Origin of the sequence: Rhodanobacter aciditrophus, assembly GCF_050026795.1 — a bacterium.
GTDB lineage: Bacteria > Pseudomonadota > Gammaproteobacteria > Xanthomonadales > Rhodanobacteraceae > Rhodanobacter_A.
The window spans coordinates 82961-104518 of the sequence record NZ_JALBWP010000011.1 but is presented as its reverse complement, the minus strand read 5'-3'; the positions used below and the strand labels follow the sequence as shown (position 1 = coordinate 104518).

At 67.4% G+C, this 21558-nt stretch carries 17 protein-coding genes; 5 read left to right on the top strand and 12 right to left on the bottom strand.

Translation table 11 applies throughout. The features are described 5' to 3' along the window. Positions 1 to 237: 237 nt before the first annotated feature. From ACQGNW_RS09200 to ACQGNW_RS09155, 10 genes are all read right to left on the bottom strand, one after another. Positions 238 to 1362 carry an alpha/beta fold hydrolase gene (locus ACQGNW_RS09200; RefSeq protein ID WP_426662845.1) on the bottom strand — a complete coding sequence of 375 codons (1125 nt, stop codon included), beginning with the start codon at positions 1360 to 1362 and terminating at the stop codon, positions 238 to 240. A gap of 269 nt (positions 1363 to 1631) precedes the next feature. Continuing rightward, positions 1632 to 2570: a hypothetical protein gene (locus tag ACQGNW_RS09195; protein WP_426662844.1), complete on the bottom strand. Its 939-nt coding sequence runs from the start codon at positions 2568 to 2570 to the stop codon at positions 1632 to 1634. A gap of 15 nt (positions 2571 to 2585) precedes the next feature. Then, complete coding sequence (locus ACQGNW_RS09190) at positions 2586 to 3095, bottom strand: hypothetical protein (protein ID WP_426662843.1); 510 nt, start codon at positions 3093 to 3095, stop codon at positions 2586 to 2588. Positions 3096 to 3309: 214 nt separating this feature from the next. Next, complete coding sequence (locus ACQGNW_RS09185; protein WP_426662842.1) at positions 3310 to 3867, bottom strand: transglycosylase SLT domain-containing protein; 558 nt, start codon at positions 3865 to 3867, stop codon at positions 3310 to 3312. Positions 3868 to 3944: 77 nt separating this feature from the next. Then, complete coding sequence (locus ACQGNW_RS09180) at positions 3945 to 4562, bottom strand: hypothetical protein (protein ID WP_426662841.1); 618 nt, start codon at positions 4560 to 4562, stop codon at positions 3945 to 3947. A gap of 268 nt (positions 4563 to 4830) precedes the next feature. After that, a complete protein-coding gene (locus tag ACQGNW_RS09175; RefSeq protein WP_426662840.1) occupies positions 4831 to 5727 on the bottom strand; it encodes a hypothetical protein in 897 nt (298 codons plus the stop codon). A 132-nt stretch (positions 5728 to 5859) separates the two neighbouring features. After that, positions 5860 to 6600: a toll/interleukin-1 receptor domain-containing protein gene (locus tag ACQGNW_RS09170; RefSeq protein WP_426662839.1), complete on the bottom strand. Its 741-nt coding sequence runs from the start codon at positions 6598 to 6600 to the stop codon at positions 5860 to 5862. 141 nt (positions 6601 to 6741) lie between these two features. Next, complete coding sequence (locus ACQGNW_RS09165; protein ID WP_426662838.1) at positions 6742 to 7485, bottom strand: TSCPD domain-containing protein; 744 nt, start codon at positions 7483 to 7485, stop codon at positions 6742 to 6744. Between the two features lie 89 nt (positions 7486 to 7574). Further along, positions 7575 to 8177 (bottom strand): histidine biosynthesis protein HisIE, encoded by a 603-nt coding sequence (locus tag ACQGNW_RS09160; protein ID WP_426662837.1) that lies wholly within the window; start codon positions 8175 to 8177, stop codon positions 7575 to 7577. 45 nt (positions 8178 to 8222) lie between these two features. Next, positions 8223 to 10385, bottom strand: a complete 2163-nt coding sequence (locus tag ACQGNW_RS09155) for an adenosylcobalamin-dependent ribonucleoside-diphosphate reductase (RefSeq protein ID WP_426662836.1) — start codon at positions 10383 to 10385, stop codon at positions 8223 to 8225. Between the two features lie 352 nt (positions 10386 to 10737). On the opposite strand from ACQGNW_RS09155, the gene ACQGNW_RS09150 reads away from it, so the two are divergent. The 5 genes from ACQGNW_RS09150 (at position 10738) to ACQGNW_RS09130 (ending at position 18380) form a co-directional block, all read left to right on the top strand. Continuing rightward, a complete protein-coding gene (locus tag ACQGNW_RS09150) occupies positions 10738 to 12120 on the top strand; it encodes a DegQ family serine endoprotease (protein WP_426662835.1) in 1383 nt (460 codons plus the stop codon). Between the two features lie 324 nt (positions 12121 to 12444). Further along, positions 12445 to 13704, top strand: coding sequence for a substrate-binding domain-containing protein (locus tag ACQGNW_RS09145; RefSeq protein WP_426662834.1), 1260 nt, complete (start codon positions 12445 to 12447; stop codon positions 13702 to 13704). A 4-nt stretch (positions 13705 to 13708) separates the two neighbouring features. Next, complete coding sequence (locus tag ACQGNW_RS09140) at positions 13709 to 14398, top strand: HAD family hydrolase (protein WP_426662833.1); 690 nt, start codon at positions 13709 to 13711, stop codon at positions 14396 to 14398. A gap of 138 nt (positions 14399 to 14536) precedes the next feature. Next, a complete protein-coding gene (locus tag ACQGNW_RS09135; RefSeq protein WP_426662832.1) occupies positions 14537 to 15919 on the top strand; it encodes a leucyl aminopeptidase family protein in 1383 nt (460 codons plus the stop codon). Positions 15920 to 16643: 724 nt separating this feature from the next. Then, positions 16644 to 18380 carry a M1 family metallopeptidase gene (locus ACQGNW_RS09130; RefSeq protein WP_426662831.1) on the top strand — a complete coding sequence of 579 codons (1737 nt, stop codon included), beginning with the start codon at positions 16644 to 16646 and terminating at the stop codon, positions 18378 to 18380. Between the two features lie 154 nt (positions 18381 to 18534). Here ACQGNW_RS09130 and ACQGNW_RS09125 read toward each other — a convergent pair whose 3' ends face one another. Together ACQGNW_RS09125 and ACQGNW_RS09120 are read right to left on the bottom strand one after the other, a co-directional pair. Beyond that, positions 18535 to 19143, bottom strand: coding sequence for a DUF4126 domain-containing protein (locus ACQGNW_RS09125; protein ID WP_426662830.1), 609 nt, complete (start codon positions 19141 to 19143; stop codon positions 18535 to 18537). 152 nt (positions 19144 to 19295) lie between these two features. Continuing rightward, complete coding sequence (locus ACQGNW_RS09120) at positions 19296 to 21548, bottom strand: carboxy terminal-processing peptidase (RefSeq protein ID WP_426662829.1); 2253 nt, start codon at positions 21546 to 21548, stop codon at positions 19296 to 19298. Between the last annotated feature and the right edge of the window lie 10 nt (positions 21549 to 21558).

The window sequence follows — 21558 nt, the reverse complement described above, 5'->3', positions numbered from 1 at the left end:
GCGCAGCACCTCCGCCCGGATTCTTTGCGATGTCGAGACAGTGGTCCTGCCCTCGTCTTCGCGCGGCCCTGTCACATCCAGTCCGGTGCTCGAACGCTCGCGCCCGCATTCCGCGGCACCAAGCGACCGCGAAGCCTGGCCGCAGTCGGGCTGGCCGCCCACCGCCTGGCGGCTCGGTCCGCCGAGTGAAGCGCCCGTTGCCTTTTGCCGATGGCTCCGGCGCTGGGCCGCGCGCCTCTATTCCCGGGTCAGCGGCAGCACTTCGCGCTGCAGCGTGACCAGCGTCTTGCCCGGCTCCTCCTCGAACACCATGTGCGCGGAGTCCTCGAACCAGATCAGCTTCTTGACCGGGGCCTGCAGCTGCCGCAGCCAGCGGTCGGCGAGCTGCGCGTTGACGTTGAGGTCGTGGCGACCCTCGAACAGGATCACCGGGCAGTCGATGCGCTTGATGGTGGCGAGGTTCACCCGGGTGATCTCGGGCCACAGCGCGCCCAGGCTGTAGTCGAGCCCCTTGCCGCGGCCGGCCCAGTCGGCGGCCGTGTAGTCGGGGCTGAGCAGGCCGGCGCGGTCCAGCGCCGCTTCGCTGTTGCGCCAGACGGCGCCGCCATACCTGGCCAGCCACTTGCGTTCGGTGCCCAGGTGGGCAAGGTCGGCCATCGGATCGCTCGGGTCGGGGAACGGCGCGATCGCCTTCAGTTCCCTGATCGCCTCGACGTCGTGCGCGGCCGTCGCGGCGGCCAGCGTGGCCCGGTAACCCATGGCCTCGCTCTCGTGTGCGTCGGTGGCCTGGCCGAAGCCCACGTAGGCGTAGAACCAGTCGGGGTGGCGCTGGGCCAGCATCAGGCCGAGGATCGAGCCCCAGGAATGGCCGACGAGCACGATCTTCCTACGGCCGTAGGTCTTGCGCACGTAGGCGGCCACTTCCTCGGCGTCCTTGAGCATGCGCTCGATGCTGAGCGAGGACGCCGGCAGATCCGGATTGCGCCCGAAGGTTTTGCCCGCGCCGCGCTGGTCCCACTGCACGACGGTGAAGTATTCCTGCCACTCGGCGGTGTAGAGGTAGCTGTTCGGGATCGTGGTGAAGCCTGGCCCGCCGTGCAGGAACAACAGGATCGGCGCATCGCGGTGGCGCCCGCGCACGCTGATCCACTGCTCGATGCCGCCGATGCGGACGAAGCGGTCGTCCCTCACCGCATCGCTGCCCTGGAACTGGCGCGCCTCGCGCAGCACGGCCTGAGGATCGACCGCTTCCCCGGCATGCACGCGCGACGAAGCCAGCGGCGAGGCGACCAGCAACACGGCCAGCGCCATTGCGGCGCGGCCGATCCGACGGTGGTGCTTGCACAACGCGGTGTTGCCCATGTCTGCGTTCCTCGGTGGCTATCGTGACCCGGCATCGCCTGCGGCCGATGCAGCGAGCAGCGCGCACGGCCAATGCAGTGCCCCGCCCGGACAGCCAAGATCTTGCGGGCGCAGGCCGGGAGCGTCGATAGGCAGGTGGTCACGCCGCCGGGCATGTCCGCGGACAACCGCGAACGAGGACGGCAAGCGGAGCAAACCCGCCTGTCCTTGATCGGACCACCCTTCGGGTCGGCGCTCTAAAAGAGCGCCCGGGTCCGCGCTTTCGCCCCTTATCGGTGAAAGTGAACCCGCTGCGCGTACCACCAACGTCCCCAGATGCCCGCGACAACGAGCGATCCGAGTCCGAAGAGCAAGCCAGGCATGCGTGCGTTGCCCGGGTCTCCGCGGGTCAGGAGATCGATCAGCGAGTAGCCCTGACCCAGCAACAGCACCGTGAATCCGGCCCACCACGCGAACAGATGGCGACGGTAGATGCCGAAGGCGCACGCCGGCAGCAGTGCACCGCTGACGGCTGCTGCGATGCGCGCGGCACCGGGCAAACGCGCCTCTGACAGGCCGCCGGCGTGCATGCCACCGGCCCCCTGCAGCGCTCCGACGAAGGAGATCACGCCGAACAGGCAGAAGATGCCGGTGGCGATGGGGATGAACAGCGGACGGGCGCCGAGCGGGCCCGAAGCCGGCGATGCGGGGCTTGCCTCCACCGATGCCGACGCATGCAGTGCGGTGCGGATCACTTCCGAGAGCCACACGGGGTCGTTGCGGGAGAACCAGGCAAACAGACGCGTCATGCCGAGTCCCAGCGCAAACATGCCGGCACCAGCCAGCGACATGAGTGCTGCCGGAGGCTTGTGGATGGCTGCCACCAGGGACAGCGCCACGAACAGTGCGCAGAAGCCGAACCAGTACGCCATGAACAGGCGTGCAAACCAGCTCAACCGAAACCGCCCCGTCAACACCACCTTGCCCTGTGCCTGCTCGAACCGCCCCACGAACACCGGCTTGAACGAGTTCCCCACCATCGGAATCACCCGTTGCAGGGAAACGCGCGCTTCGCTCACCCGCCCGGCCGCTGCCTGCTCAGACACGTTGAAGAGCGACCACTTCTTCGTGGCGGCCTTCAGGCGCTCCACGGACTCCGCCAAGCCATACGAACTCACGAACTCGACAGGCTCCGAGCCCACCCAAAGATCCTTGATCCATCGGTACATGACACGCCCCCTGCCTCAGTCTTTCCTGGCGCTGAACCCCACTGGCACCTGCAGCGAGCCCGTGTCGTAGAAATCGACGTACAGGATGGATGGCTGCGCCTGGCCCGCGTAGGTGACGCGAAACGCGTCGAGCAGGCCGATGCCTTCAATCATGGCGTTGGGCGTCTTGAACGGACAGCACGAGCCGATCCTCTCGTACTCGACCGGCTCTCCCTTCGGGCCTCTCAAGCCGTTGAGGTATTCGGCTTCGTTGCGCTCGTCGAGGCCGCCGACCTTGATGGGATTGCCCTGGGCCAGCCCGTAGGTGGGATCGGTGGCCGTGCCCGACAACCGCATGAACGGTTCGGCCGAGTCGCTGCGCCCCCAGGGCGTTCCCCTGCCACCCGACGTCGTGTTGGCCAGGATTTCCGGCATGGGGGAGCGTGCTTCCGTTGCTGCAGTCGTCCTGGCCGGGATTTCCGGCGCAGGGGGTGACGGCTTCGTTGCCGCGCAGCCGTACAGGGACAACAGCGCGATCACGACCATGAACCTGCTTCCCAACCTCATCGACAGTCCTCCCCATGGACGTGGAAATGGTCGGCTGCGCGTCTTCCCGAAGGCCGGAAAAGTCTACCCCCGTTTCGCGCCCGCGGGCTTCGTTCGCACGACAGCGGTCGGGGTCTGATTCGCGTCCTCGGTGGACTCGGGTGAAGCTGACCCTGTTGGCTGCGAACCAGGGCCGCCGGTGCTTCCGCCTCCCCTATCGGCACTGCCGCAACTGGGCGCCGTATTCGCGGGACAGGCGGTCGACGTAGTCGGCGGTCTCGAGCAGGTGGCGGTCGCGCCGCCAGTGGCCGCTGCGGTAGCCGCCGATGCCTTCGTGATAGGCGATGTAGAGGTGCCGCGGGTCCCACTTGGAGATGCCCAGCTCGCGATGGATGCGGTCGGTGTACCAGCCGAGGAAGTCGAGCGCGTTGGCCATATGCTTGCGGCTCTTGAACCAGTGGCCGTTCGCCTCGAGGTACTCGCGCCACACCGGGTCCTGCGCCTGCGCGTAGCCATAGGCGCTGGAGCGCCGCGGCAGCGGGATGAACAGGAAGTGCGGCCGCGCCGGGCGGGCCTTCTCGCGATAGCCGGATTCCCGCTGCACGAACGCCATCAGCACGTTCGCCGGCGTGCCCCAGCGCTCCTGCGCCGCGCGCGCATCGCGGTACCAGCTCGGGTACTGGTCGAAGATCGCGCAGAGGTTGTGGGTGTTGCGCGGCGGCGCGGTGGCGCAGCCACCCAGCGCCAGCAAACCTGCGGCAAGAAGGGCCACGCCCAGATGTCGTGCTGTTCGATGCACCGGAATTCTCCCCGACATCACTTTCCTGACGAACCCGCCCGCAGCGGTCGCTACTCACTGAACGCCGGGCCGGGCAAGGCGTCGCAGGAATCCACCTCCCTGGGCCGGAAGTCGCCGCTGGTGGTGATCCAGTGGTCGCCGAGCACCGAGCGGTAGCAAACCCCTGTCGAAACATGCTGCCTGGCGCGGTCGAGGGCGTTCCACAGGTCGAGCAGCGGCCCCTGGTCGGGCTTCTGCATCGCCACGAAGTAGGCGGAATCCCTGGCGGCAATCGCGCGTCCGTTCATGCCACCGGTGATCAGGTGGGCCTGCAAGGCCTGGAGATCGGCGGCATTCCTGGCACAGCAGTGACGCAACAGGTCGGCGGTGCTCTTCATGGGCGCCTGCTGGTAGCTCACCGTGAACTTCTCGACCAGGGCCGGGCCGACACCGGCATTGTCCAGCCCCAGCATGACCATGGCATCGCCGTTCTTGCCCACGTTGTTGGATTCGTGCTGCAGGTAGGGCCACGAATTGGCCATCACCAGCTGCTTCATCGCGTGGTGGTTCTGGATGGCGATGATCATCGACACCACGGAGAGCACCAGCGCGCTCAAGGCCAGCATCATGTCGACCAGACTGTGTCCCGACTTGTGCGCGTGTGCGTGTACCTCAGGTTCCAGTTCCATAACCAACCTTTGTGTTCCCGTGAAAGCGCTGCCGGAGCTTCGAATGCAGCCGGCGCAAGCGCGCGATCATCGCGACCCAAGGAGGGTGGGCGCAAGGGCTGGATGATCCATGCGCCAGGCAGGTGCCGTTGGCTGAGCCGGCTGGTGAAGCAGCTCGCGGCATCTCGACCTTGATAATGGCGGCAGCGGGGGCCGGGTGGCGGCAGAGTCGTATCGCGGGATGCGTTGGCTCGGGCCTGAGAAGTGAACCTGCCCCGTTGTCTTGCGATCACTGCACCGGTTGTAGCGGCTTTTCGGCGTCGCCTTCGAAGCCAACCGCGGGCCGCCGCCGTCCGGAGGCGAGCGCCGCGTCCTTCCATACCCGCTTGTAAATGCCCCGGAGCGCAGGCTTGAGATGCGCCAGGGTCTGCTCCTGCGGCGCGCCCATGGCCTGGGAAACGATGGCCTGCATGTGCAGCACTTCGGGCTCGGACACATAGCCTTGCTGGCGCCAGCGCCAGCCGCTGACGCGACCGTCGGAGAAATGCCCGAACTGGAAACGCGTGTTGGCGAGGAACACGCCGAAGCCGAGAAACACCGCCGCCAGGTCGGTGGCGATTTCCCACACTTCCCAACCACCCGGCGGCGGCTCGGGGAAACCCGCCGTGCGGTAATGCGCCAACTCGTGGGCAAACGTGGCCACCAGCGCGACCGGGTCGGCCAGCTGGTTCGGGTGGTAGGTAATCAGCGCCCCTTCGTCGCCCAAAGCACGAAAGGTACCTGCTGGCGACTGCGGTGCGTCCTTGATGAACGCCTGCGGCGACACCATCGGGTTCGGGTCGCCCTCCTGCATCTGCAAGGTGCACGGCCAATCGGCCATGCCCGCATGCATCTTCACTTGTTCGAAGACCGCTGCGGCAAAGGCCGTGTCGTGCTGGCCGCGCTGGGGAAAGCACTCGCGCGTCGGCAAGATCAGCCTGCGCGAACGCAGCGCCTCGACTCCACCCGTGTGCCGCAACAGCCAGTCGAAGCAGTCGAACTGCCAGGCCGTCAATTCGGCATCGAGCAACGCTTCCTTGCGAAACCATCCGAACATATTTTCCCCTTGCATCAAACGATGGGTATTGGCCTGAAGCCGTGGAAGCCTCAATAGCAGATGCGCATCAAACCTCATTAATTCAATCATGAATAAGTGAACCCGACCCCGTACTTTGCTCACTTAAGTGAACCTGCCCCCGTTACTAGTGACCCCGTTACTGCTTCGGTTATTTTGATCCGATGACTCTGTACTGGTTCAAACCAGACAATTACGACCCCGTTATCGATTGAGTTTGTGCTGCAAAGCGTAACGCCTCCCCTTATCTGTTAGATAAACGTCACCATCGCTATCTAACTCGACCAGACCTTCTCTTGTCGCATCAGCGATCAAAACATCAAGCATTAATCTCGATATGCCGGAATAACTCACTAGATCGGAGTATGAGGTAAATGAACGCGCATGACTTTCATAATCAGACACAATCATTCCCATCAGGCCAAGCAATGCATCCCCAGTCCGCTCTGGCGGATTCATACTGGCAGGAGTAAATGGATTATTGCCGATCGGCGGCTTAACAAACAGCGGCGCACCGTGTAACGTCCGCACCAGTTCGTCGAAAGAAAACTCGAACTGATCCTCGCTCGAAAAATCTATAAATAACTTTGTTCTCAAGAACACGGGAACATCGCGAGTACCGTTCTGACGGATAATAGGAACGACCTTATTTGAATCAATGGATTTCATCAGGTCTGCAGTTACTATCATTTTTTCATAACCAACTCCGCCAGATCCCATGTTTGCTTTTGCAACATACTTATCAGTACATATCATTAAAATACGATCAGCACTAGATAAGTGACGCTCCATAAAGTGAGGCAGATCATCTCCTGGCTGCAGCTCCCATTGATCCAAGACCGCATCCACTCCATTGCTTCTCAAACGAGTAGCGAACTCCAGAACCCACCGCTTGTGTTCCTGCGAATCATGCGAATACGAAACAAATACTTTAGGAATAGCCATACCAGCTCCTGATTAGATGACACGACGTTTCGAATGGAGTCGCTGGGCAAACGCGATATGGTTAACGCATGTCTTGAGCAATAAAAAAGGGCAGCGATTAGACTGCCCTTCGTCGTCAAATACCCCTCTCGAACACAGGCATCACCCGCACTTCGAATACCCGCAATTCAAACAAGTCTGGCACCCGTCCATCAGCACCAGCGCCTGCGTGTTGCACTTGTGGCACAGCGTGGCGCCGGGCGGGAAGCTGCCGTTGGATTCGGTGCTTTCGGCCGCGGCCGCACTCACGTCAGAGTTTTTTTTTGCGCCGGCCGCCTCGTAGGCGGCGCGCTTCTCGGCGATCAGGGCGCGCTGGCTGTCGCTCATCTCCGGATCGTGGATCAGGCCGATGTTCTTCATGTGCTGCTCGATCACCGCGCCGATCTCGGCGACGATCGAGGGCATGTAGACGCCGCCGGCCTTGAAGTAGCCGCCGCGCGGGTCGAACACGGCCTTCAGCTCTTCCACGATGAAGGTGACGTCGCCGCCCTTGCGGAACACGGCGGAGAGGATGCGGGTGAGCGCCACGATCCACTGGAAGTGGTCCATGTTCTTCGAGTTGATGAAGATCTCGAAGGGGCGGCGCTGCTCGTACTTGGTGCCGGCGTTGAGCACGATGTCGTTGATGGTGACGTACAGCGCGTGCTCGAACAGCGGCGACTTGATCTTGAAGGTGGAGCCGATGAGCTGCTCGGGGCGCTCCAGGCTCTCGTGCATCTGGATGACTTCGGCCTGGCGCGGCTCGGCGGCCTTGGCCTTGGCTTCGGATACGGCGGCGGGCGCGGCCTTGTCCTCGGGCTTGACGACGTTGTAGCCCTTGATCTTTTTTTCGATCTTGATCGTCATGGTGGGTGGTCTTCCTGGGTGGATGGCGGCGCGCGACGCGGAGAAAGCACGGCCGGCCCGGCGTGACGCCGGGCCGGCCGTGGCGGGACTTACTTCTTGCGGGCGGCCTTCTTGGCGGCGGGTTTCTTCGCCGACTTCATGCTCGCCTTCTTGCTGGCAGTGGACCTCTTGACCGCCTTGGCGGCCTTCTTCACGGCAGCCTTCTTGGCTGTCTTCTTGGGAGCGGCTTTCTTCGCCGTCTTCTTGCTGCTGACCTTCTTTGCGGCCTTGGCGACCTTCCTCGCCTTGCCGGCAACCTTCTTTGCGGCCTTCTTCACCGCCTTCTTCGCGGGAGCGGCCTTCTTCGCAACCTTCCTGGCGACCTTCTTCGCCGTCTTCTTGGCGGCCGCCTTCTTCACAGCCTTCTTCACAGCCTTCTTCGCCGTCTTCTTCGCGGCGGCCTTCTTCACGGCCTTCTTCGCCGTCTTCTTCGCGGCAGCCTTCTTGGCCGGAGCCTTCTTCGCAGCCGCCTTCTTGGCGGCAGGCTTCTTGGCCGCGGCCTTCTTCGGCGCGGCCTTCTTCGCAGCCTTCTTCGGCGCGGCCGCCGGCATGGCCGGCGCAGGCGCGGCGGCCATCGGGACGGCGGTCACCGGCGCCGCGGGAGCGTCCGGCGTGACGGTGTCTTTCACTTCGAACTCGGTATCGATGGACATGCAGGTGTTCCCCTCGGGCGATGATCGTGGCGTCGTGGATACGGGTCAGAACTTGCCGTAATACCCTTCCTTCAAGGCATCGAACAGGTTGGCTGCGGTGTGCAGCTCGCCGTCGTATTCCACTTCTTCATTGCCTCGAAGTTCGATAACGCTACCGTCTTCCAGTTCGAAGTGGTAGAGGGTGTTCGCAAGGTCGGCCTCCTTCACCAGCACGCCCTGGAAGGCGGCGGGGTTGAAGCGGAAGGTGGTGCAGCCCTTCAGCCCCTGCTTGTAGGCGTAGAAGTAGATGTCCTTGAAGTCTTCGTAGGGGTAGTCGGTAGGCACGTTCGCGGTCTTGGAGATCGACGAATCGACCCACTTCTGCGCGCCGGCCTGGATGTCCACGTGCTGCTTCGGGCCGATGTCGTCGGCGGCCACGAAGTAGTCGGGCAGCTTGGCCTGCGGATCGTCGGAGAACGGCATCGCGTTCGCGTTGATCAGCGCGCGGTAGGCGAGCAGCTCGTAGCTGTACACCTCGACCTTCTCCTTGGTCTTGCGGCCCTCGCGGATCACGTTGCGCGAGTAGTGGTGGGCGAAGCTGGGCTCGATGCCGTTGGAGGCGTTGTTGGCCAGCGACAGCGAGATGGTGCCGGTGGGCGCGATCGAGGTGTGGTGGGTGAAGCGCGCGCCGGTCTCGGCGAGCTGCGCCACCAGGTTGGGCGCCACCTCGGCGATGCGCTGCATGTAGCGGCTGTACTTCGCGTGCAGCACGCGGCCGGGGATGCTGTCGCCCACCTTCCAGCCGTCGCGCGCCATCTCCGGGCGGCGGCGCAGCATGTCGCCGGTGACGGCGTAGTCCCGGGCGAGCACCGGCGCGGGACCCTTCTCCTTGGCGAGGTCAAGCGCGACTTCCCAGCCGGCCACGGCCATTTCGCGCGAGACGTCCTCGGTGAACGACACCGCGTCGGCCGAGCCGTAGCGCATCTTCAGCATGGTGAGCGTGGAGCCGAGGCCGAGGAAGCCCATGCCGTGGCGGCGCTTGCCCATGATCTCGTCGCGCTGCTGCTTGAGCGGCAGGCCGTTGATCTCCACCACGTTGTCGAGCATGCGGGTGAAGATCCGCACCACCTCGCGGTACTCGTCCCAGTCGAAGCGTGCCTTCGGACCGAACGGATCGCGCACGAAGGTGGTGAGGTTGACCGAGCCGAGCAGGCAGGAGCCGTACGGCGGCAGCGGCTGCTCGCCGCAGGGGTTGGTGGCGCGGATGTGCTCGCACCACCAGTTGTTGTTCATCTCGTTGACCTTGTCGATCAGGATGAAGCCGGGCTCCGCGTAGTCGTACGTGGAGACCATGATCATGTCCCACAGGTGCCGGGCGCGGATGTGGCCGTAGACCTTGCAGGCGACCAGGCCGTCCTCGCGGGCGACGTAGTTCTCGTGGGTGGGCCACTCGCGCCACACCACCTTGGCCGGGTCGTCGAGGTCGACCTCGTCGCGCTCCTTGACGTGCACCGGGAACACCAGCGGCCAGTCCTGGTCGTGCTCCACCGCCTGCATGAAGCCGTCGGTGACGAGCAGGCTGAGGTTGAACTGGCGCAGGCGGCCATCCTCGCGCTTGGCGCGGATGAATTCCTTCACGTCGGGATGGCTGACGTCGAACGTGCCCATCTGCGCGCCGCGGCGGCCGCCGGCGGACGAGACGGTGAAACACATCTTGTCGTAGATGTCCATGAAGGACAGCGGGCCGGAGGTGTACGCGCCGGCACCGGAGACGTAGGCGCCGCGCGGACGCAGCGTGGAGAACTCGTAGCCGATGCCGCAGCCGGCCTTCAGCGTGAGGCCCGCCTCGTGCACCTTCTCCAGGATGTCGTCCATCGAGTCGTGGATGGTGCCCGACACGGTGCAGTTGATCGTGCTGGTCGCCGGCTTGTGCTCCAGCGCGCCGGCGTTGGAGGTGATGCGGCCGGCCGGGATCGCACCGCGACGCAACGCCCACAGGAAGCGCTCGTTCCAGTGCTCGCGCAGCTCGGGCGTGGCCTCCACCTCGGAGAGCGCACGCGCCACGCGCTGCCAGGTGCCGTCGATGTCGGCATCGACCGGCTCACCGGCCTTGGTACGCAGGCGGTATTTCTTGTCCCAGATGTCCTGCGAGGCGGGCTGCAGCGGGATCGCCGCGGCGGCGTCGCGTTGCAGTTCCGAACCCGTGACTGGCGCACGCGCTGTGCTCATCGGCTTCCTGACCTCCCAGTGCGGCCTTGCGGCCTTGTCGTTATTGACTGCTGTCGTTGATGTCGAGCCACGCCATCGGCAGTGGTGCGGCGGCGAGCGGGATACCGCGGCGACGCCATGCTGACCGACTGCCGGACCCGCTCCCCTGAAAGGCAAACCACCCCACCAGTGCTTGTCCGATTGCTCGCGGACGGACACAAGATGTTGTGGTTGCGAACAGGTGGCAACTTACCCCCGAGGGAGTCCGATGTAAAGTGGCGAGAGCGCGGCGGGATCGTGCCGGCCGCAGGGAACCGCAGCGCCCGACTCGCAGTCGAAGGCGCGCCGTTCTTGCACCGACTGGAGGAGTCCGATGGCATCCCGTCACCCGCGTTTTTCACACTGGCTCACCGGCGCGCTGGCGCTGCTGCTCGGCGTCGCCCTGCCCGGCACGGGCCGCGCCGCGATGCCGCCCGCGGTGGACGGCCAGGCGATGCCCTCGCTGGCGCCGATGCTCGAGCACGTGACGCCGGCAGTGGTGAACATCTCCAGCAAGACCCGGGTGCAGGTGCGCAACCCGTACTTCGACGACCCGATGTTCCGCCAGTTCTTCGGCCTGCCCGCGGAGCCGCGCGAGCGGGTGGAGCAGAGCCTGGGCTCGGGCGTGGTGGTGGACGCGGCCAAGGGCTACATCCTCACCAACAACCACGTGGTGGGCGGCGCCGACGACATCACGGTGACCCTGCAGGGCGGCCGCACCTACAAGGCGAAGCTGGTGGGCACCGACCCCGACACCGACGTGGCGGTGATCCAGATCCATGCACCGGACCTGCAGGCGCTGCCGCTGGCCGATTCCTCGAAGCTGCGCGTGGGGGACTACGTGGTGGCGGTGGGCGAACCGTTCGGGCTCAGCGAGACGGTGACCTCGGGCATCGTTTCCGCGCTGGGCCGCTCGGGCCTGGGCGACTCGCGCTACCAGAACTTCATCCAGACCGATGCCTCGATCAACCCCGGCAACTCCGGCGGCGCGCTGGTGAACCTGCGCGGCCAGCTGGTGGGCATCAACACGATGATCTTCTCGCCTTCGGGCGGCAACGTGGGCATCGGCTTCGCGATCCCCAGCAACCTCGCCGCCGGGGTGATGCGGCAACTGATCGCGCACGGCAAGGTGCAGCGCGGCACGCTGGGCCTGCAGTCGCAGGACATCACCCCGCGCATCGCGCGCCTGCTCGGCCTGGCGCAGGACCACGGCGTGGTGGTGACCGGCGTGGACGCCGGCTCGCCCGCCGAGCAGGCCGGCCTGCGCCCCGGCGACGTGGTCACCTCGATCGACGGCAAGCCGCTGCGCAGCGTGGACGAGCTGCGCAACAGCGAAGGCCTGCTGCCGGTGGGCAGCACGGTGAAGCTGGGCGTGCTGCACGACGGCAAGGCGCGCGAGATCGGCGCGGTGCTGCGTCCGGAGAAGCTGGCCAGCCTCGCCGGCGCCAGCCTCGATCCGCGCTTGGCCGGCGTGACGTTCAACGAGCTCAGCCAGAGCGAGCGCAGCCAGGGCATGTACGGCGTGGCGGTGGGCGCAGTGCAGCCGAACAGCCGCGCCGCTGCAGCCGGACTGAGCGAGGGCGACGTCGTGATCGGCGTGGGCAACATGCGCGTCACCGGCCTGCGCATGCTGCGCGAACTCGCCGGCGTTCGGCCGCGCCAGCTGGTGCTGGTGGTGGCCGACGCCGACGGCACGCATTACGTGCTGATCCAGTGACCGCGGGCCGGGAAAGCGGCCTGCTGCCGCTTTCCCGGCCCGGCCCGCCCGCCGCGTACGCGGCAGGCGCGCGCGTGACTCATCCCTGACTTACCTTCGGCGCTCCGTTCGCCAGCTGCCTGCCGCGCGCCGTCGCGCCGTGCGGCATGACGGAACGCACCCGTAGGGCGTGCCTGCGTCGCACAAGCGCATGAGCGCGCTTGATGTTTTCTGTTCATCCCGATGGAATATCCTGCGAGCATCCACCTCGTGCGCCGGCCGGGATCACGCGCCGCCACCCTCGCCACCTTCGCCACCTATTCCTTGTCGGGGTTCTCCGTCATCATGTCCGTTCGTGCTGTCCGCCTGTTGCCCGCCGTCCTGCTCGGCGCCTGCCTCGTCGCCCCTGCCGTCGCCAGGACCACCCACCATCCCGTCCATCGGGCCACCAGCAGCAAGAGCAGCAAGGGACCGGCACTGATCTGGCGCGGTGACATCACCACCGCCCGCGCGGTGATGGACGACATGGCGAAGGAATGGCAGCGCACCGGCCACGGCCGCATCGAGCTGCAGCCGTTCAACACCGCCTCGGGCATCGACGCGGTGGCCGCCGGCACGGCCGACATCGCCGGCAGCGCGCGCCCCAGTGACGGCAGCCCCGAGGACAGCCGGCTCACCTTCACCCCGGTGGCCTGGGATGCGCTGGTGATGATCACCAACCCGGCGAACCCGGTGCGCAACCTCAGCCTGCGCCAGCTGCACGAGATCTACTTCGGCAAGATCACCAACTGGAGCCAGGTGGGTGGCCGGAACGCACCGATCGACCTGTATGCGGTGATCAGCCCCAACGACGGCGTGGAATACAGCCTGCGCACGCTGCTGTACGGCCGCGGCGACCAGCAGATCTCCGCGCCGCGCCTGTACCTCAACACCAAGGCGCTGGAGGAAGGCATCGCGCTGAACCCGAACGGCCTGGGCCTGTCCACGCTGGCCGACGTGCAGGGCAACCCGAAGCTGCGCACGATCCCGGTCAACGGCGTGGCGCCCACCGTGGCGAACATCGCCGACGGCAGCTACCCGCTCTACACGCCGCTGTACCTGGTGACCAACCCGAACAGCCCGAAGGCGGCGCAGACCCAGGCCTTCCTCGACTACCTGCAGACCGACCAGGCGAAGACCGTGTTGCGCAACCACTCGGTGCTGCCGTACCAGGACGGCATCGCGCTGGTGGCGATGGAGCAGGCGCGCCGCGACAAGGTCTACGCCGAGGCGAACGCCACCTCGGCCAAGCCGCCGCTCGCCGCGCCGGGCGCCACCTACGCCGCGGCGGTCGCGATCGCGCCCACCTCCGAGCGCACGCTGGCCGCGCGCCAGGCGCTGGAGAAGCGCAATGCCGAGGCCGCCAGGTCGGCCGCCGCGGCGGCCGCGCCACCGGCAATGGCAAGCACCGGCGGCGCGCCCAGGACCTATACCGTGGCCAAGGGCGACACGCTGTCCGGCATCGCCCAGAAGAAGGGCGTGAACGTGGCCGAGCTGCGCCGCTGGAACCACCTGAAGAACGACAACATCAAGCTGGGCCAGGTGCTGCAGGTCGGCAGCGACTGACGTCGTGTCGCCGATCCGCGCCGTCACGCTCGACCTGGACGACACCCTGTGGCCGGTGCAGCCGGCCCTGGAGCAGGCCGACCGCGCGGTGGACGACTACCTGCGCGAGCACTGGCCCGAAGTGGCCCGCGCCTGGCCGATCCCGGCCATGCGCGGGCTGCGCGCACGGGTCGCCGCGGAGCGGCCCGACCTCGCCCACGACCTCACCACCCAGCGCCGGCTCACCCAGCAGCAGGCCTTCGCCGTCTGCGGCGTCGCCGACGCGCCGCTGGACACGCTGTGGGAGATCTACTTCGCCGCGCGCAACGCGGTGGAACCCTGGCCCGACAGCCTGCCCGCGCTCGAGCGCCTGGCCGCGCGCTGGCCGCTGGCCAGCCTCACCAACGGCAACGCCGACCTCGCGCGCACCGGCGTGCAGGCGCATTTCGCCCACCACGTCTGCTCGCGCGACGTGGGTGCGGCCAAGCCCGATCCGCGCATCTTCCTTGCCGCCGTCTCGCAACTCGGCGTGGCGCCGGGCGAGGCGCTGCACGCGGGCGACGATCCCGAACTCGACGTGCTCGGTGCGCGCCGCGCCGGCCTGCGCGTGGCGTGGATCAACCGCCACGGCGATGCGTGGCCCGACGCCCTGGGGGCGCCTCCCGAACTCGTCTTCGACGATCTCGGCGCGCTCGCCGACTGGCTCGACGACTAGGTGTCCGCACGCTAGCGCCGTCCGCGCCGCACGGACATTTCCATCGCCCGCCGCCACCCCGCGGCGTGACCCCGCGGCGGCATCGGCGCATCATTCACGTTTGCGCGCGCCGCGCCACCCGTCCGCCGAAGGAAAGCCATGCCCGCCCTGATCGACCGTTCGTCCGCTCCCCGCCACCTCGTCACCATCGAGGCCGTCGATGCCCGCCAGCTGCCCGCCGCGCGGAAACGCCTGGACGCCGCGCAGCGCCGCTGGCTGGACGCGAACGCCTTCGACGCGAAACCCGGCAGCGCGATCCTGCTCGCCGACGCGCAGGGCAAGCCGGCGCGCGTGCTGGTGGGCGTGGACGCCGCCGATCCGCTGGCTGCGCTGGCGGCGCTGCCGACGACGCTGCCCGAAGGCGTCTACCAGCTCGCTGCCGACGGCGTGGCGCTCGACCCCGCGCAGGCCGCGCTGAGCTGGGCGCTGGGCGCCTACCAGTTCACCCGCTACCGCAAGGCGAAGCGCACGCCGGCCACGCTGGCGGTGGATGCCACCACGCTGGCCGCGGTGCAGCCGCTGGCCGAGGCCACCGCGCTGGTGCGCGACCTGGTCAACACACCGACCGAGGACATGGGGCCGGAGCAGCTCGGCGACGCGATCCGCCGGCTCGGCAAGGCGCACAAGGCGAAGGTGCGCGACTGGGTCGGCGACGAACTGCTGAAGGCGAACTTCCCCACCATCCACGCGGTGGGCCGCGCCAGCCACCGCGCGCCGCGATTGGTCGAGCTCAGCTGGGGCAAGGCCGGGCATCCGAAGCTGGTGATCGTGGGCAAGGGTGTGTGCTTCGATACCGGCGGCCTCGACCTCAAGCCCAGCGACGGCATGCGCTGGATGAAGAAGGACATGGGCGGCGCCGCGCACGCGATCGCGCTGGCCGGCCTGGTGATGCAGGCGCAGCTGCCGGTGCGGCTCACCCTGCTGGTTCCCGCGGTGGAGAACGCAGTCAGCGGCAACGCGCTGCGCCCCGGCGAGGTGGTGGTCACCCGCGCCGGCCACAGCGTGGAGATCGACAACACCGACGCCGAGGGCCGCCTGGTGCTGTGCGACGCGCTGGCCTACGGCGCCGAGCAGCAGCCGGAACTGATGATCGATTTCGCCACGCTCACCGGCGCCGCGCGCGTGGCGCTGGGCCCCGACCTGCCCGCGTTGTTCGGCAACGACGACGCGCTCGCCGAGGGCGCGCTGGCCGCTGGCAAGGCGGTGGCCGATCCGCTGTGGCGGCTGCCGCTGTGGCGCCCCTATCGCAAGATGCTGGATTCGTATCTGGCCGACTTCGCCAACGCCGGCGCCTCGCGCCACGCCGGCGCGATCACCGCCGCGCTGTACCTGGAGCGCTTCGTGCCCGACGGCCTGCCCTGGCTGCACCTGGACACCTACGCGTGGAACGACGCCGACCGTCCGGGCCGGCCGCGCGGGGGCGAGGCGATGGGATTGCGCGCACTGTTCGCGCTGCTGCAGCAGCGCTACGGCAAGGCTTGAGCACTTCAGCGCCTTATCCGTTGGCGGGCGGGCGACCAACGGGGCCGGACGCCTGCCGCAAGCGATAGAGCGGTTTCGAGCGCCTGTCGCAAGGAACAGAGCGGTTTCGTCCACCTGCCGGTGGCCGAGTGACTTTCTCTTTGTCTGGCCAAAGAGAAAGGCACCAAAGAGAAAGGCCACCCCGGGGCCCCGGACAGCAGCGCGCTCCCAGCGCGCAGAAGCCACCGCAACGGCCAGAGCGAAGCGAAAGCGAGAGCCGGGCAAGGCCAAAGCGGCGTGAAGCGCCGCGAGGCTTTGCCTCCCTCAGTTTCCAGATACGTCGCGGCGTGGCCGCGTCGTCTATCGCGTAGGTGGGAATAGTTCCCCCCTCGACACATCGGGCTTGTATTCCCAGCGGGTTGAACCAGGCCATTTCTCTTGGTTCCTTCTCTTGACTCCGGGCATCCTGCCCTCCGCCCTTCGGGCCGGCTTCATCGTTTGCCACCGCTTCTGCGGTGGCGTGGCCAGCAAAGAGAAGGGACTCGGGCGCCGGCAGGCGTCCGAAACCGCCTTGCTACTTGCGATAGGCGCGCGAAACCGCCTTGCCCCCAGCAAAGAATTCAAGTCGGCCGATGGCAGGCGCCCACCGAAACGTGCGCAAACCCCCACGCATGACTTCCGGCGATGTCCCATCGCCCCGCAAAATGGCATGGTGCGAAGCTGGACTCCCCCAAAGGAATAACCCATGCGCCCCACCCTGCTCGCGCTCGGCCTCGCCCTTGGCCTGGGCGGCACGACCCTCGCCCGTGCGGGCGTACCGGCCACCCAGCCGCCGCTCACCGCACTGACCAAGGATTCCGGCACGCCGGAGCCGGCCGGGCAGCGGCAGGTGCACTTCGACCACGCCGAGCTGCACATCGCGGTGCACCCGGACACGCAGAGCATCGATGGCAAGGCCACGCTCACGTTCAGCACGCTGGCGCCCACCGATGCCCTGCTGCTGGATCTCGACCGCAACCTGCCGGTCAGCGCGATCAGCATCGACGGCAAGGCGCTGCCCACCAGCGCGTGGAGCAACCCCGATGGCCGCCTGCGCATCCAGCTGCCGCACGCCGTGGCCAAGGGCGGCAAGGTCAGCGCCACCATCGCCTACGGCGGCAAGCCGCACGTGGCGAAGAAGGCGCCGTGGGATGGCGGCTTCGTGTGGAGCCACACCAGCGATGGCCAGCCCTGGGTGGGGAGCGCGGTGGAAGGCGAAGGCTGCGACCTGTTCTGGCCCTGCATCGACCAGCCCGACGGCAAGCCCGACCTTGTGGATCTCTACGTCACCGTGCCCAAGCCGCTGGTGGCGCCGGGCAACGGCGTGCTGGTGGGCGTGACCGCGCAGGGCGACACCCGCACCTGGCACTGGCGCGCCAAGCACCCCACCACCTACGCCGTATCGATCAACGTGGGGCCGTACCGGGAACTGAAGGGCGAATACCACAGCCGCTACGGCAACACGATCCCGCTGTACTACTGGTACCTGCCCGGCGAGGAGGCGCAGGCGAAGGCGCTGTTTGCCGAGTTCCCGCACCTGCTGGATTTCTTCGAGGCGAAGATCGGCCCCTATCCCTGGGGCGACGAAAAGATGGGCGTGGTGGAAACCCCGTACAAGGGCATGGAGCACCAGACCATCAACGCCTACGGCAACCACTACGCGAAGGACGGCAGCGGCTTCGACTGGCTGCTGCAGCACGAGTTCGCGCACGAGTGGTTCGGCAACCAGATGACCAACGCGAACTGGGACGACATGTGGCTGCACGAGGGCTTCGCCACCCTGATGCAACCGCTGTACGCGCGCTACCTGGACGGCGACGCGGCGTACTATGCGTGGCTCAACCGTCTGCGCATGATGGTCGCGAACCGCCACCCGGTGGTGTCCGGCACGCCGCGCACCGAGGAGGCGGTCTATGACGACAGCCGCGGCGGCCCCGGCCAGGACATCTACAACAAGGGCGCGCTGATGCTGCAGACGCTGCATCACCTGATCGGCGACAAAGCCTTCTACGACAGCATCCGCGAGCTGGTCTACGGCCGCCCCGATCCGAAGCCCGGCAATTTCCAGCTGCAATACCGCACCACCGCCGACTTCATGCGCATCGTGGACCGGGTGACCGGCAAGGACTACGACTGGTTCTTCAAGGTCTACCTGTACCAGGCCGCGCTGCCGAAGCTCGACGTGCAGCGCCACGGCGACACCCTGGACCTCGCCTGGCAGGTGCCGGGCAACCTGCCGTTCCCGATGCCGGTGGAAGTGCGGGTGGGCGACGCCGTGCACACCGTGCCGATGGCCGACGGCCGCGGCAGCCTCGCGGCGGCGGCCGGCGCGCTGGTGACGATCGACCCGCACTCGGTGCTGCTGCGCGACGAGCCGCGCGTCACCGGGTTCCGGCAGTGGATGAAGCAGCAGCGCGAGAAGCGCGGGGCCGCGAAGCCGTAGCCGGCGTCCGCGTTCGCGCACCCTGTGCGCGAACGCTTTCCGGCCCCGGTCAAACGCCGGAGCCGTCGCGCACCGCGCGCGCCGCTGCGGCATCGCCGCAAGCGTTTCCGCGTCGCGCCGGCCGTGGCCGGGAGGACGGCCATCGCAAAAGCCCTCAGCCGGCGCCGGACAGCCCGCCCCCGATCCGGCGCAGGCGCTGCAGGAGTGCGCGCAGGCCGCGCGCCAGCTTCGGCAGCAGCCAGCAAAGGAGCAGCACGAACAGCGCCAGCAGCACCAGCAGCGCCAGTGGGTGCCGCCACATCAGCCAGAGCCCGCCCAGCCAGGCGAGATCCTCGCCCGCGCTGGCGGCCCAGTTGCTGAGCGGCTCGGGCGATGTGTTGATCAGGGCGCGGCCGCCGCTCTTGGCCAGGTGCGTGCCGGCGGTGAGCGCGCCACCGAGCAGCGCTGCGGCCAGCTGCGTGGCCGCGGTCGAGTCGCGGAACACGCCCCACGCCAGCAGCATGCCCACCGGAATGCGGATGAAGGTGTGCAGCGCATCCCACACGCTGTCGAAGGCGGGCACCTTGTCCGCCAGGAACTCGCCCAGCGCCAGCACGCCGGACACCACCAGCACCCAGGTGTCGGTGAGCATCGCCAGCCCGGGCGGCAGGTGCACCCAGCCCAGCCGCCCCAGCAGCCCGGCCACGAACACCGTGGCGTACAGGCGGAAGCCGCTGGCCCAGGCCAGGCCGCCGGCCAACGCGACGTTCGACAGCGGATCCATGGCGACGCTCCCGGCAGGCGGCGAAACCGCGAACGGCGCCACGCTCGCGCGCGTACCATCGCAGCGTCAAGCCCCTGGCCCGAGGCGGGCTCCGGACCGGCAGAAACGACAAGGGGCGCCGCGGCGCCCCTTGCGTTGGCCGGCGATGGCCCTCAATGCGTCGCGGTGACGGTGGAGGCCGCGGCGGCGGGCTTCTCCGTGCCCGCCAGCACGGTGGCGAGGTAGTCGCTGCCGGGCGGCAGGATGTCGGCGGCCAGCTTCGGATCCGTCTTCAGCATGCCGACCTCGTCGGCCACGATGTGCGCGGCCTCGCGCAGCTGCGCATCGGGCGCCTTCTTCGCGTCCTGCTGCTGCTTGAGTTCGCTCTTCAGGCTGCGCTCGCCGGGGTCGAGGCCGTCGTCGAGCGCGCTGTCCTCGTCCTTGAGGTAGGCATCGCTGCCGTCGATCACCTTCTGGCGCGCGCGGAAGCTGGCCTGGGTGGCGTCCAGCTGCTTGCGCTCGGCTTCGCGCTTGGCGAAGTTCAGCGACACCGTGGTCTTGGCGCGCATCGCCTTGTACTGCGCCAGCTCGTCCAGCATCAGCTTCCACGCCGGCGACTTCGCCACGCGCGCGGCATGCAGGCTTTCCAGCTGCGGCAGGTAGCCCTTGAGGTTGCCTTCCGGCTTGTAGTCGGCCGGCGCGATGTGCGTCCACGGCAGCGCGTTGTCGTAGGTGGACTCGCCGAAGTCCTTGGAATCGCCATTCCGCGGGAACTCGACGTCGGGGGTCACGCCCTTGATCTGGGTGGAGCCGCCGTTGATGCGGAAGAACTCCTGCACCGTCATCTTCAGCTCGCCGTACTGCGGCTTGCCGTCGGTGTTCTGGCTGAAGCGGTCGAGGTCGATCAGGGTCTGCACGGTGCCCTTGCCGAAGGTGGGCGTGCCGATGATCAGGCCGCGGCCGTAGTCCTGGATCGCGGCGGAGAAGATCTCCGAGGCCGAGGCGGTGCCGCGGTTCACCAGCACCGCCAGCGGGCCGTTCCACACCGGGTCAGCGTTGTCCGCGCCCTGCACGTCGACCTGGCCGCGCGCGTCGCGCACCTGCACCACCGGGCCCTTGCCGGTGAACAGGCCGGTCATCGAGTCGGCCTCGGCCAGCGAGCCGCCGCCATTGTTGCGCAGGTCCACGATCACGCCCTGCACGCCGGCCGCCTTCAGCTCGCCGAGCAGCTTGGCCACGTCGCGGGTGGCGCTGCGGTAATTCTTGTCGCCTTCGCTGCGTGCGCCGAAGTCGGAGTAGAAGCTCGGCAGGTCGATCACGCCGATCTTGCGCACGACGTCGCCGTCCTTGATGTCGATGATCTTCTTCTTGGCCGCGCTTTCCTCGATGTTGACCTTCTTGCGCACCAGGCTGATCAGCTCGTGCTTGCCGTCCGGACCGGCGTCGGCGGGCAGGATCTCCAGCCGCACGGTGGTGTCCTTCTTGCCGCGGATCAGGTTGACCACGTCGTCGAGACGCCAGCCGATCACGTCGACGATCGGGCCGCTGTCACCCTGCCCCACGCCCACGATGCGGTCGCCGGGCTTGAGCTTGCCGGACTTCTCCGCCGGGCCGCCGGGCACCAGCGAGAAGATCATGGTGTAGTCGTCGCGCGCCTGCAGCTGCGCGCCGATGCCTTCCAGCGAGAGCTTCATCTGGATCGCGAAGTTCTCGGCCTGGCGCGGGCTGAGGTAGTCGGTATGCGGATCGGTGGTCTCGGCGTACGCGGTCATGAAGGTCTGGAACGCGTCCTCGCCGTCCAGCTGCTCCAGGCGCTCGATGTAGTTGCTGTAGCGCTTGGTCAGCGTCTTGCGGATGTCGTCGTCCTTCTTGCCGGCGAGCTTGAGCCGCAGCCAGTCGTTCATGGTGCGCTTGCGCCACAGCGCGTCCAGCGCCGCGTCGTCCTTCGCCCAGGTGGCGTTCTTGCGGTCGTAGTCGTAGCTGTCGTCGCCGTCGAAGGTGAAGCCGCCCTTGAGCAGGCCGCGCGCGTAGGTCATGCGCTGCACGGCGCGCTCGAGGAACTTGTTGTAGATGGCGAACGGCGCGGCGAGATCCTGGTTCCAGATCGCGTCGTCGAGCTTGGTCTGGTACTGGTCGAACCGGTCGATGTCCTGCTGGGTGAAGAACACCTTGTCGCCGTCGAGCAGCTTCAGGTAGTCCTTGTAGATCTTCGTCGACATCGCGTCGTCGAGCGGCTGCGCGTCGTAGTGGAAACGGGTGAGGAAGCGCGCCGACAGCTGCGCGGCCTGTGCCTGGGTGGCGGTGGGCTTGAGCGGCCACACGGCGGCCTTGCGCTGCCCGCCGGCACCGAGGTCGGCGGCCGATTGCGCGTACGTGCAGGTGACGGTCAGAGCCAGCAGCAGGGCCAGCGCGGGACGGAAGGTCATGGGGATCTCG